This window comes from Pseudomonas sp. (assembly GCF_046581935.1).
In the GTDB taxonomy this organism is placed as follows: domain Bacteria; phylum Pseudomonadota; class Gammaproteobacteria; order Pseudomonadales; family Pseudomonadaceae; genus Aquipseudomonas.
The window spans coordinates 98,875-111,271 of the sequence record NZ_JAYGFK010000016.1 but is presented as its reverse complement, the minus strand read 5'-3'; the positions used below and the strand labels follow the sequence as shown (position 1 = coordinate 111,271).

General features: G+C 58.6%; 11 protein-coding genes. 5 read left to right on the top strand and 6 right to left on the bottom strand.

The window, feature by feature from the left end; all coding sequences use genetic code 11:
* Nucleotides 1-21: 21 nt before the first annotated feature.
* The 4 genes from VCA57_RS14510 to VCA57_RS14495 all read left to right on the top strand — a co-directional run bounded on the left by VCA57_RS14510 (nucleotide 22) and on the right by VCA57_RS14495 (nucleotide 6,450).
* Nucleotides 22-3,855: a YhdP family protein gene (locus tag VCA57_RS14510; protein ID WP_411185762.1), complete on the top strand. Its 3,834-nt coding sequence runs from the start codon at nucleotides 22-24 to the stop codon at nucleotides 3,853-3,855.
* Between the two features lie 73 nt (nucleotides 3,856-3,928).
* Nucleotides 3,929-4,777, top strand: coding sequence for a carbon-nitrogen hydrolase family protein (locus VCA57_RS14505; protein ID WP_411185761.1), 849 nt, complete (start codon nucleotides 3,929-3,931; stop codon nucleotides 4,775-4,777).
* Nucleotides 4,778-4,779: 2 nt separating this feature from the next.
* Nucleotides 4,780-6,237 carry a metalloprotease TldD gene (gene tldD, locus VCA57_RS14500; protein WP_411185760.1) on the top strand — a complete coding sequence of 486 codons (1,458 nt, stop codon included), beginning with the start codon at nucleotides 4,780-4,782 and terminating at the stop codon, nucleotides 6,235-6,237.
* A 3-nt stretch (nucleotides 6,238-6,240) separates the two neighbouring features.
* A complete protein-coding gene (locus tag VCA57_RS14495) occupies nucleotides 6,241-6,450 on the top strand; it encodes a hypothetical protein (RefSeq protein WP_411185759.1) in 210 nt (69 codons plus the stop codon).
* 86 nt (nucleotides 6,451-6,536) lie between these two features.
* On the opposite strand, the gene yjgA is transcribed toward VCA57_RS14495, so the two are convergent.
* Entirely contained in the window at nucleotides 6,537-7,055 is a 519-nt protein-coding gene (yjgA, locus tag VCA57_RS14490) for a ribosome biogenesis factor YjgA (protein WP_411185758.1), read from the bottom strand.
* Nucleotides 7,056-7,158: 103 nt separating this feature from the next.
* Between yjgA and pmbA the strand changes: the two genes are divergently transcribed.
* Nucleotides 7,159-8,505, top strand: coding sequence for a metalloprotease PmbA (gene pmbA / locus VCA57_RS14485; protein WP_411185757.1), 1,347 nt, complete (start codon nucleotides 7,159-7,161; stop codon nucleotides 8,503-8,505).
* 180 nt (nucleotides 8,506-8,685) lie between these two features.
* Here the strand turns inward: pmbA and VCA57_RS14480 are convergent, their stop codons facing one another.
* The 5 genes from VCA57_RS14480 to VCA57_RS14460 all read right to left on the bottom strand — a co-directional run bounded on the left by VCA57_RS14480 (nucleotide 8,686) and on the right by VCA57_RS14460 (nucleotide 12,343).
* Nucleotides 8,686-8,958, bottom strand: coding sequence for an HPr family phosphocarrier protein (locus VCA57_RS14480; RefSeq protein ID WP_411185756.1), 273 nt, complete (start codon nucleotides 8,956-8,958; stop codon nucleotides 8,686-8,688).
* Between the two features lie 12 nt (nucleotides 8,959-8,970).
* A complete protein-coding gene (rapZ, locus tag VCA57_RS14475; protein WP_411185755.1) occupies nucleotides 8,971-9,828 on the bottom strand; it encodes an RNase adapter RapZ in 858 nt (285 codons plus the stop codon).
* Nucleotides 9,829-9,830: 2 nt separating this feature from the next.
* A complete protein-coding gene (gene ptsN / locus VCA57_RS14470; RefSeq protein ID WP_411185754.1) occupies nucleotides 9,831-10,304 on the bottom strand; it encodes a PTS IIA-like nitrogen regulatory protein PtsN in 474 nt (157 codons plus the stop codon).
* 15 nt (nucleotides 10,305-10,319) lie between these two features.
* Complete coding sequence (gene hpf, locus VCA57_RS14465) at nucleotides 10,320-10,628, bottom strand: ribosome hibernation-promoting factor, HPF/YfiA family (protein WP_411185753.1); 309 nt, start codon at nucleotides 10,626-10,628, stop codon at nucleotides 10,320-10,322.
* Between the two features lie 194 nt (nucleotides 10,629-10,822).
* On the bottom strand, nucleotides 10,823-12,343 hold the full coding sequence (locus VCA57_RS14460; RefSeq protein WP_411185752.1) for an RNA polymerase factor sigma-54: 1,521 nt from the start codon (nucleotides 12,341-12,343) through the stop codon (nucleotides 10,823-10,825).
* Nucleotides 12,344-12,397: the final 54 nt, after the last annotated feature.

Below are 12,397 nucleotides of genomic sequence, written 5' to 3'. Positions count from 1 at the left end.
ATGCGCCAAGGCTTGAACTGAATGGAACAATTAGCACGTGGCGTGGCTTGGCTGCTGCGGGCCGCACTGGGGCTCTGCGCCCTAATACTGGTGCTCGCCGCGTTGTATGTCAGCCTGGGCCGCGAGCTGGTGCCGCTAGTCGCTGAATACCGTCTTGAGGTTGAAGACAAGGCGCGTGAGGCGCTGGCCATGCCGGTACAAGTCGGCGCGCTAGAAGGCGTTTGGCAAGGTTTCTCGCCCGTGCTGACGGCCCATGATGTGACGGTGGGGGATGGCGTTGGTGCCTTGCAGCTGGATCAGGTGCGTGTGGTCCCGGATGTGCTTGGCAGTCTGCTGGCACGTAAGCTGCGAGTGGCCCGGCTTGAGTTGGACGGCTTGCAGTTGCGGGTGGCACAGGACGCCCAGGGGCAGTGGTCGCTCAAGGGCTTGCCGCAACGTAACCCGACCGCGCCGTTTGATCTTGCCCAGGTACTGCGCCAAGCGCAGGTGGTTAAGCGGCTGTCGCTGCTCAATAGCCAAGTCACCTTGCAAGCCTATGCGCAGCCTGCGCGCACGCTTACTTACGTCAACCTGAGCCTGCTCAATGGCAGCGTGCGCCAGCGGTTGGATGGTCGCCTGTTATTGCCCGATGGCCAGCCACTGGCCTTGCAAGTGCGTACACGTCTGCAGGCTGAGCATTGGCAGGACTCCCAGGCCGATGTCTACCTGAGCCTGCCGCAGAGCGACTGGGCTGCGTGGATACCGAAAGACCTCTTGGCGCAGTGGCACCTTGAGCAGTTGCAGTTAGGTGGTGAAGTCTGGCTGAGCTGGGCCAAGGGTGGCATGCAGCGTGCTGTCAGTCGCCTGCATGCGCCGCAGATCAAGGCTGGTTATGCCGAGCGTGAGTCGATTGCGCTGGAGAACCTGGCGTTAAATGCCTATTTCACCCGTACTGATCAAGGGTTCAGGTTATTGCTGGATGATCTGGCCTTTAGCCGAGGAGATAAGCGCTGGGGTGATGTCAGCCTGGCGCTGACCCAGCAGGCGGAAAGCCCGGAGCTACAAGAGCAATGGTTGCTCAGCGCTGATCGGCTCGACCTGGGGCCACTGCAGCCGCTGGTGGCTGCGCTGGCCCCGCTGCCGGATAACGCGCTGGCAGTGTTGGCGCAGCTTAAGCCGCATGGCGCATTGCGCAATATTCAGCTCGACTATCGACCTCGTCTAACCGACAACAAGCGTCTGCAGTTCGCCGCTAACCTAGAGCAGGTCGGCTTTGCTGCGTACCACGGCTCGCCGGCGGCGGAAAACGTCAGCGGCAGTATCAGTGGTGACCTGGGGCAGGGCGAGCTGCGCCTCGATAGCGAAGATTTTTCCCTGCATCTGGACACCCTGTTCCCCAAGCCTTGGCACTACAAAACCGCCAATGCCCTGCTCACCTGGCAGCTGGATGAACAGGCATTTACCTTGCGCAGTCCCTACCTGAAGGTGGTGGGTGAGGAAGGTCCTACAGCCGGGGATTTTCTGATTCGCTTGCGTAGCGACCCGGCTGAAGAGGATTACATGGATTTGCGCGTCGGCCTGCGTAATGGCGATGCGCGGTTTACCGAGAAGTACCTGCCGAGCCTCGCCCCAGGCATGAGCCATGAGCTGGATGCCTGGCTGAAAGCTGCAATACGTGGCGGTGCTGTCGATGAAGGTTATTTTCAATATCAGGGCTCACTGAACAAGGGGGCGGAGAAAGTCGCGCACAGCATCAGTCTGTTTTTTGCCGTGCACGATGCCGAGCTGGCCTTTCAGCCTGGCTGGCCCTCACTGCGTGAAGGGCGTGGGCGGGTGTTAATCGAGGGCAGTGGCGTACGTGTCGATCTGACCGAAGGGCGTATTCTGGATAGCCAGGTAACGAATGCGCAGGCTGTGATTGCCACGGCGTTGCCAGGTCAGCCGTCGCGCTTGTTGCTCAACGCCGACCTTAATAGCAGCGTTGCCGATGCGTTGCAGATTCTGCAACAAGCGCCCATTGGTACAGCACCTACGTTCGCCGGCTGGAGTGGTGAAGGTGCTCTGGCTGGTAAGTTAAAGCTCGACCTGCCGCTGCATAAAGGCTTGCCGCCTGAGGTGGTGGTGGATTTTGCCACCGAAGCTGCGCAGCTCAGCCTGCCTAATCCGCCGCTGCAGTTCAGTCAGTTGAGCGGGGCATTTCGTTACAACACCGCCAGTGGTCTCAGTGCGCCGGATATTCGGGCACAGGTACTTGGCCATGCGGTGCGTGGCAAGGCAGTGGCCGATGGCTCGCGTGGGCAAGCTCGGAGCCGTATTGAGGCCAGCGGTCAGATTGCGGTCAGTGAGCTGAGTAACTGGCTGGGCGTGACTCAGCCGCTGCCGGTCAGCGGTACGCTGCCGTATCGCCTACGCCTGAGTTTGGATGCGGCTGATAGCCAACTGCGCGTCAACTCCGGCCTCAAGGGGGTGGCGATTGCACTGCCGGCTCCTTTTGGTAAAGCCATCGACGAAGAGCGTAATAGTGAGTGGCGTATGAGCCTGGGCGGGCGCGAGCAACGTTATTGGCTGGATTACGCTGATCTGCTCAGCTTGTCTTTTGCTGCGCTTCCCGGGCAGATCAGTCAGGGGCGTGGCGAGCTGCGCCTGGCGGATGGTCCGGCCAGTCTGCCGACCAGTCAGGGGTTGCGCTTGCGCGGCCGGGTCGCCGAGTTGGATTGGCCGGCCTGGCAGCAGGCCTTAAAACCCTATACCAAGTTGCCGAAAAATGATGCTCAGCAGTTATTCAAGGATGCACAGCTGCACATTGGCCACTTTAATGGTTTTGGCATAAGCCTCGACGAGTTGGAGGTTGGGGTTAAGCGTGATGCTTCTACCTGGGCCATCAACCTCGACAGCCAGCGCCTGAAAGGGCAGGTTGGTTTGCCCGATGATGCCGCGCAGCCAATTGCTTTACAGCTTGATTATCTGCGCTTGCCCGCAGCCGAAACCAAGGTCGTAGGTGCTGCTGAGGTGGAGAGTAGTGATCCGCTATCGGCGTTTGATCCGCGCGACTTCCCGGCCATGGATGTGCAGGTTGCTTCGGTTTATCAGGGTATTGAGCCGCTGGGGCGTTGGGCATTCAAGGCGCGGCCGGTCAGTGGTGGTGTGCACTTCAGCGAATTGGACCTCAACCTCAAAGGGTTGCAGGTGGCGGGACGGGCTACCTGGCAGCAGACCGGCAATGGTGTGCGTACGGCTTATTCTGGTCGTTTAGCAGGGGCTGACCTGGCCGATGTGCTGATTGCCTGGGGCTTTGCCCCGACCGCCAGCAGCCGCGACTTTCATCTGGATGTGGAGGGTGATTGGCCCGGCTCTCCGGCCTGGTTCGCGATGAAGCGCTTTAGTGGCACGCTGGATGCGTCGTTACGTAAAGGCCAGTTCTCTGAAGTTGAGGGGCCTGCTTCGGCGTTGCGGGTGTTTGGCCTGCTGAACTTCAACTCGATTGGTCGTCGCCTGCGTCTGGATTTTTCTGATTTGCTGGGCAAGGGGTTGAGCTATGACCGTGTCAAAGGTCTGCTGGAGGCCAAGAACGGTGTCTTCGTCACCCGTGAGCCGATCACCCTGACAGGCCCGTCGAGTAACTTGGAGCTCAATGGCACCCTGGATATGGCCAATGATCGGATCGATGCCAAGCTGTTGGTTACCCTGCCGGTTACCAATAATCTTCCGCTGGCTGCGCTGATTGTCGGCGCTCCTGCCATTGGTGGCGCGTTATTTGTCGCGGACAAGCTGCTGGGTGACCGCGTGGCGCGCTTTGCCAGTGTGCAGTACGACGTCACAGGTCCATGGCAGAACCCGGATATCAGCTTCGATAAACCCTTTGAAAAACCTCAGTAAGCACAGGCCAGTGTGCAGCAGCCGGTATGACTTGTAAGCTGTTGCCCATCATCCTGCTTGAGATGCAACAGTCATGACCCTCGCAGTCATTCAAATGGTCAGCCAAGCCGATGTCCTGGCTAATCTGGCGCAGGCTCGGCAGTTGCTCGAGCAGGCTGCCGAGCAGGGCGCACGCTTGGCGGTTTTGCCGGAAAATTTCGCCGCCATGGGTCGGCGTGACCAGGCTGCGTTGGGGCGGGCCGAAGCGCTTGGCGAGGGTCCAATACTGCCCTGGCTAGAACAGGCCGCCCGCGACTTACAGTTGTGGATTGTTGCCGGCACCTTGCCCTTGCCGCCAGATGGTCAGCCCGATGCAAAGGCTCATGCCTGTTCTTTGCTGGTCGATGATGGCGGTCAGCGTGTTGCGCGTTATGACAAGCTGCACTTGTTCGATGTGGATGTCAGCGACAGCCACGCCCGCTATCGCGAATCTGACGATTACGCCTTTGGCGGTCAGGTGGTGGTGGCGGATACACCCTTTGGTCGATTGGGGATGACGGTCTGCTATGACCTGCGTTTCCCTGAGTTGTACAGCGCGTTACGTGCTGCTGGTGCGGAATTGATCAGTGTGCCGGCGGCATTCACCGCCGTTACCGGCGCGGCGCACTGGCAGGTATTGAACCGTGCACGGGCGATTGAAACCCAGTGCTATGTGCTGGCAGCCGGACAGGGCGGTACTCATCCGGGCGGACGCGAGACCTTTGGTCATTCGGCGATTGTCGACCCATGGGGGCAAGTACTCGGTGAGTTACCGCAAGGCCCCGGTGTGCTGTTGGCTGAGCGCAATGCCATGGAGCAGGCGGCGATCCGCCAGCGCATGCCGGTGGCGCGGCATAAACGATTTTTTGCAGCGGCCGAACCGCGGCTGCCAGGTTTGGAGTAGTTATGAGCGATATGTTGGTGTCCGTCAGTGAACATCTGCTGGGTCCGGGCGGTTTGACCATCGAGCATCTGCCTGGGGTTTTGGCTGATCTGGCTGGGCCGGGAATCGATGCTGCCGATTTGTACTTTCAGAGCCAGGTGTCAGAAACCTGGGCGCTAGAGGATGGCATCGTCAAAGAAGGCAGCTTCAACCTCGATCAGGGCGTCGGTGTGCGCGCGCAGTCTGGCGAGAAAACCGGTTTTGCTTACAGTAATGCGATCACTGCTGATGCCCTGAGTCAGGCCGCGCGTGCGGCTCGTTCGATTGCTCGGGCTGGGCAGAATGGTCGTGTACAGACATTCAGCAGTCCGCTGATCAAACCGCTATATGCCCAAGACAACCCGCTGGATGTACTGGGGCGTGCGGAGAAGGTCGAGCTGCTCAAGCGCATTGATGTCGCCACTCGCGCGCTCGATCCGCGGATCAAACAGGTTTCTGTCAGCCTGGCCGGTGTTTGGGATCGCATTCTGGTGGCCGCCAATGACGGCAGTCTGGGCGCGGATATTCGGCCGCTGGTGCGCTTCAATGTCAGCGTGATCGTCGAGCAAAACGGTCGCCGCGAACGTGGTGGCCACGGTGGCGGCGGGCGCACTGATTACCGCTATTTTCTTGAGCAGACCAGCAACAACGAAGAACGCGCCATGGGCTATGCCCGTGAGGCGCTACGCCAGGCGCTGGTCAACCTGGAAGCGATTCCCGCGCCAGCGGGTAGCATGCCAGTGGTGATGGGCGCAGGTTGGTCCGGCGTGCTGCTACACGAAGCGGTCGGTCACGGGCTGGAAGGCGATTTCAACCGTAAGGGCAGCTCGGCCTACAGCGGCAAAATCGGTGAGAAGGTGGCGTCGAGCCTGTGCACTATTGTCGATGACGGCACCCTGGCCGAGCGCCGTGGCTCGCTGAGCATGGACGATGAAGGCACACAGACTCAGTGCACCACGCTGATCGAGAACGGTGTGCTCAAGGGCTATATGCAGGACAAACTCAATGCTCGCCTGATGGGCGTCGCTGCCACCGGTAACGGCCGGCGCGAATCCTATGCGCACCTGCCGATGCCGCGTATGACCAATACTTACATGCTGGCCGGCGAGAGCGATCCCGAAGAAATCATCCGCTCGGTGAAGAAAGGCATCTATTGCGCCAACCTCGGCGGCGGCCAAGTGGATATCACCAGTGGCAAGTTCGTCTTTTCCACCAGCGAGGCCTATCTGATTGAAGATGGCAAAATCACCGCGCCGGTCAAAGGCGCAACCCTGATCGGCAATGGCCCGGAGGCGATGAGTAAGGTGTCGATGGTCGGTAACGACCTGGCGCTGGACAGCGGCGTTGGCACGTGCGGTAAGGACGGTCAGTCAGTGCCGGTGGGAGTTGGTCAGCCAACCTTGAAAATTGATGCGATTACTGTGGGTGGCACAGGGGCATAGGTTGTGGCTGAGCTGTTTGGCGAACTGCTGTTCGGCTGGTTCTTTGAGTGGCTGTGCTATTCGTTGGGCCGCTGGACGATTATCGTGTTTTCGCTTGGGCGCATTCGTCCAAGCAAGACCGTGCGCAGTGTGCGTTGGCTAGGTGCCCTAGGGTTTGTTGAAGTGGTTGCTGTGGTACTGGGTGGTTTTGTCTGCTGGCTCTACGGCGTTTAGGCTGGTGTCTCGCTGAAGCCCAATATTGCATTGGGCTTCGTCGCGCTCACCGCAACCTAGATATTAGGTTGCGGATTGCTACGGGGTCAGCGCAGACCGCGCTGGGTCTCATCCAGCTCACGGATGTATTTGAAGATTTTGCGTGAAGCGGCGGGCGCTTTGTTTTGTGCCAGTTCGTGTTGGGCCTGGCGGATCAGTTGGCGCAGGTGTTGGCGGTCGGCATCGGCATACTCGCCGACAAAGGCCTCCAGAGTGTCATCGTTGCCGTTGATCAAACGGTCGCGCCAGCGCTCCAGATTATGAAAGCGCTCGTTGTACTGACGCGTCGAGGCATCAAGCTGGTCGAGCAAGGTCAGGATGGATTCGACGTCCTGATCGCGCATTAACCGGCCGATAAACTGCACATGGCGCTTTTTTGCGGCATTGGCAGTGTGTTTAGGTGCTTCGGCAAGCGCGCGGCGCAGCTCGTCGGTCAGCGGCAGTTTGTTCAGTAGATCGAGTTTCAGGGTGGTCAGGCGTTGCCCCAGATCTTGTAGCGCATGAAACTCGCGCTTGACCTGGGTTTTGCTCTTCTCGCCGGAGAAGTCGTCAAGGTATTCAGACATGGTGGCGGTCCAGTGGAAAACGCCGACATGATAGCAGCAAGTTTCCAGCTGTAAGCGTCTGGCCTGCGTGGCCGCGCTTGCCGCTTATCGTTCAGGAGTTCTTATGAGTGCAGTAGACATCGTCGGCCCGCAGGCTGTGCCGCAATTGCAGGCCCAAGTCGAGCAGATAATTGCCGAAGCGAGAAAGCAGGGTGCCAGCGCCTGTGAGGTGGCCGTCTCGGTGGAGCAGGGCTTATCCACCACCGTGCGCCAGGGTGAGGTAGAAACGGTCGAGTTCAACCGTGACCAGGGTTTTGGTATCACGCTGTATGTTGGTCAGCGCAAGGGCTCTGCCAGCACTTCCGCCAGCGGCGAGGCCGCCATACGGGAAACCGTCGCCGCTGCGCTGGCGATTGCTAAGCATGCCTCCGAAGACGAATGTGCCGGCCTGGCCGATGCGGGCCTAATGGCTCGCGAGCTGCCGCCGCTGGATCTGTACCACGCCTGGTCGATCACTCCGGAACAGGCCATTGAGCAGGCATTGAGCTGTGAGGCGGCGGCTTTTGCCGCCGATCAACGGATCAAAAATGCTGATGGCACCACCCTCAATACCCATCAAGGCTGTCGGGTGTACGGTAATAGCCATGGCTTTGTAAATGGCTATGCCAGCACGCGGCACAGTTTGAGCTGCGTGATGATCGCCGAACAGGGCGGGCAGATGCAGCGCGATTACTGGTACGACGTTAACCGCCAAGGTGAATTGCTGGCTGATGCGGGTAGCATTGGCCGTCGCGCTGCTGAGCGGGCGGTCAGCCGTTTGGGCGCGCGCCCGGTGCCGACCTGTGAGGTGCCGGTGTTGTTTGCCGCAGAGCTAGCGGGCGGGCTGTTTGGCAGCTTTCTAGCGGCTATTTCTGGCGGCAATCTGTACCGCAAGTCGTCGTTCCTCGAGGGCGCGCTGGGGCAGCAGTTGTTTCCCGAGTGGCTAACACTCGATGAGCGCCCGCATATTCCGCGTGCGCTAGGCAGTGCTGCTTTTGATGGTGATGGTCTGGCCACCTATGCCAAATCCTTTGTCGAGCGCGGTGAGCTGCTGTCCTATGTGCTCGGCACCTATTCCGGGCGCAAGCTGGGTATGCCGAGTACCGCCAACTCCGGCGGTGTGCACAACCTGTTTGTCAGCCATGGCGATGAAGACCAGAAGGCTCTGCTTAAGCGTATGGGGCGAGGACTTCTAGTCACCGAGCTGATGGGTCAGGGCCTGAACATGGTTACCGGTGATTATTCGCGTGGTGCTGGCGGCTACTGGGTGGAGAACGGCGAAATTCAGTTTCCGGTGCAGGAAGTCACTATCGCCGGCAACCTGCGTGACATGTTCAAGCAGATTGTCGCAGTGGGTAATGATCTGGAGCTGCGCAGTAATATTCGTACCGGCTCGGTGTTGATCGAGCGGATGACGGTGGCCGGTAGCTAGGGTCTGTTGCCGTTTCATCGCGAGCCGCGAGTGAGCCCCTAAAGCCGTCTGGCACAAAAAAGGGCTGTCCATTGCCGTGGACAGCCCTTTTTATTTTTTGCCATACGTGGCGGCCACCTTGCTTAACGTCGCTACGCGACGTTAAAGATCTTTGCCGAACGTTTTTTATTGTCGGCGGTTTTATTCGCCTTCATCGAAGTAATTGTTGATTAGGTCGCTCAGTGCCTGCAGTGCTTCGCCATCTTGCTCGCCTTCGGCATGCAAGTGCACGACAGTGCCTTTGCCGGCGGCTAGCATCATCACCGCCATAATGCTTTTGCCGTCAACCAGGCTCTCTGCGCTACGACCCACTTTGATCTGGCAAGGAAAGCGCCCGGCAACGCCAACAAACTTGGCGGCAGCGCGGGCGTGCAGGCCAAGCTTGTTGATAATGACTATTTCGCGGGCGGGCATCGCGGCAATTCCTTAACTGAGGTCGCGGTGGCGAGTCTGAACGTTTTTCAGGATGGGTTTTAGGGCTTCCCCTAAGCGGTTGGCCAAGTAAACCGAGCGATGGTGCCCACCGGTACAGCCAATCGCTACCGTGACATAAGCGCGGTTGCTGGCGGCAAAGCGCGGTAGCCACTTGCTCAGGTAGGCGAGAATGTCCTGGTACATTTCCTCAACATCGGCCTGGGTTGAGAGGTAGTCTGCAACAGGCTGGTCGAGACCAGAGTAATCGCGTAAGTCTGGCTTCCAGTAAGGGTTGGGCAAGCAGCGCACGTCGAATACCAAGTCAGCGTCTACTGGCATGCCACGTTTGAAGCCAAAGGACTCCAGTAGAAATGCCGTGCCAGGCTCGGGCTGGTTGAGCAGGCGCAACTTGAGACTGTCGCGCAGCTGGTACAGGTTTAGGTGAGTGGTGTCGATCTTTAGGTCGGCGAGGTCGATGATCGGACCCAACAGCAGGCTCTCATCGGCGATGGCTTCTGCCAGTGAGCGTGTTTCGTTGGTCAGTGGATGGCGTCTGCGGGTTTCCGAGAAGCGTTTGAGCAGGGTCTCTTCGTCGGCATCCAGATAGATCACGTCACACTTGATATGCCGTGCGCGTACTTCATCGAGCAGTTCTGGGAAGCGCTTGAGCTGGCTCGGCAAGTTACGGGCATCAATTGATACAGCAACCAGCGGGTGCAACAGTTCTGTGTGTAGCAGTGCGCGTTCGGCCAGCTCCGGTAACAGCCCGGCCGGCAAGTTGTCGATGCAGTAGAATCCGTTGTCCTCAAGCACGTCGAGGGCGGTGCTTTTACCTGAGCCGGAGCGCCCGCTAACGATGATCAGGCGCATGCTCAGGCTCGGTTGAGTTGGCTTTGTACGTCCACTACGACCTGATACAGGGCCTCGCTGGTTTCGGCGTGGCGCAGGCTCGCGCGGACGTCATCACGATCGAGCATGCTGGCGATTTGCCGAAGCAGCTCCAGGTGCGCATCAGTTGCGGCTTCTGGCACCAGTAGGACAAACAGCAGGTCCACCGGTACGCCGTCAATGGAATCGAAATCGACAGCCGCATCCAAGCGCAGCAGGGCGCTGATGGGGGCGCTACAACCTGTCAGACGGCAATGCGGAATGGCGATGCCATTACCGAAACCGGTCGAGCCAAGTTTCTCGCGGGCTATCAGGCTTTCGAAAATATCTTGGCCATCCAGGTCCGGCAGCTCGCGCGCCACCAAGTTGGCAATCTGTTCGAGAACACGTTTTTTGCTGCCGCCCGGCACGTTCACGAGGGAACGGCCGGGGGTCAGGATGGTTTCAAGTCGGATCATAGGAGATAGACGACGTCAGCGGGCCATAGCGCCTTGTTGACGATCGAGCTGTTTTTCCTTGTGTTTGATGAGTTGTCGGTCGAGTTTGTCGGTTAGTAAATCTATAGCGGCGTACATGTCGTCATGCTCGGCGTTGGCGACGACTTCGCCGCCGGCAATGTGCAGGGTCGCTTCGATTTTCTGCTTGAGTTTCTCGACCTCCATAATGACTTGCACGTTGGTGATTTTGTCGAAGTGGCGCTCTAATCGGCCGAGTTTCTCGACGATGTAGTCGCGTAGGGCGTCGGTCACATCCAGCTGATGTCCACTGATGTTGACTTGCATACCGCTTTCTCCTTGTTGCCGTGTGTAAGAGGCAGGCGATAGGCCTGCCGCCGGAACACTGTGACGTGGAAGACTCTGTCAGAACGAGCTTGGCACTGACGTTGATTGCTTGCTGGCAGTATGGCCGCTTTTACAAAAAAGACGTGGCTAGGATTGTTCTGTGCAGTGTGATCGATCTTCCGTTTTCTACCGCCTTAGATTAATCGTTTACGCTCGCTGGAGGGCGCTATCCCGAGGGATTCACGGTACTTGGCGACCGTGCGGCGGGCTACTTGAATGCCTTGTGCCTCCAGTAAACCAGCGATCTTGCTGTCACTCAATGGCTTTTTCGCACTTTCCGCAGCGACCAGTTTTTTGATGATGGCACGGATCGCGGTTGACGAGCATTCACCGCCCTCAGAGGTGCTGACATGGCTGGAGAAGAAGTATTTCAGTTCGTAAATACCGCGCGGGGTGTGCATGAATTTCTGCGTGGTAACGCGAGAAATGGTCGATTCATGCATGCCCACCGCCTCGGCAATATCGTGCAGCACGAGGGGTTTCATCGCCTCGTCGCCGTAGTCGAGGAAGCCACGTTGGTGCTCGACGATCTGCGTAGCCACTTTCATCAGTGTTTCGTTGCGGCTCTGCAGGCTTTTGATAAACCAGCGTGCTTCTTGAAGCTGGTTGCGCATGAAGGTGTTATCGGCGCTGGAGTCGGCGCGTTTGACGAAGCCGGCGTACTGCGCATTGACGCGCAAGCGCGGCATGGCCTCTTGGTTTAACTCCACTAACCAGCGCTCGTTGTGTTTGCGCACAATTACGTCTGGTACTACGTATTCAGGTTCGCTGGACTCGATTTGTGAGCCGGGGCGCGGGTTGAGGCTCTGGATCAGGTCAATAACTTGGCGCAGCTCATCTTCTTTGAGCTTCATGCGGCGCATTAACTGGCTGTAATCGCGGCTTCCTAAAAGGTCTAGGTAGTCATTGGCCAGGCGCTGGGCCTCGCTAAGCCACGGTGTTTTCGCAGGAAGCTGGCGCAGCTGAAGAAGCAGGCATTCGCCTAGATTGCGTGCAGCGATGCCGGTGGGTTCGAACTGCTGAATACGGTGCAGTACGGCTTCGACTTCGTCGAGTTCGATATCCAGTTCAGGATCGAAGGCATCGACCACTTCTTCTAGGGTTTCGTCTAGGTAACCCTGCTCGTTGATGCAATCGATCAGGGTTACGCCGATTAGACGGTCCTTGTCGGACATGGGGGCCAGATTGAGTTGCCAGAGCAGGTGGCTCTGCAGGCTCTCACCACTGGATGTGCGCGTGGTGAAGTCCCACTCGTCGTCATCGTTGGTGCTGCTGGGCAGGCTGCTGGCACTGGTCTGGTAGATATCTTCCCAGGCCGTGTCGACTGGCAGCTCGTTAGGAATGCGCTCACCCCAGTCACCTTCTTCCAGATTGTCCACCGTCTGCGTGGACTCCTGATAGTTGGTTTCTTGGTAGGGTGCTTCGGGCTGTTCGCTCGTGTTGGCGCTAGCGCTTTCAGCGCCATCGGCCATAGGGTCCGAATTGTCGAAGTCATCGCCATCTTCCTGGCGTTCGAGCATCGGGTTGGACTCCAAGGCCTCCTGGATCTCTTGTTGCAGATCCAGGGTCGACAGTTGGAGTAGGCGGATGGCCTGTTGCAGCTGCGGTGTCATCGTCAGCTGCTGGCCCATTCTCAGGACTAGCGATGGTTTCATTGCAGACCTTATTTACCGGCGTCTGTGCGCAATCCACTACAGGGCGGTTTAAAA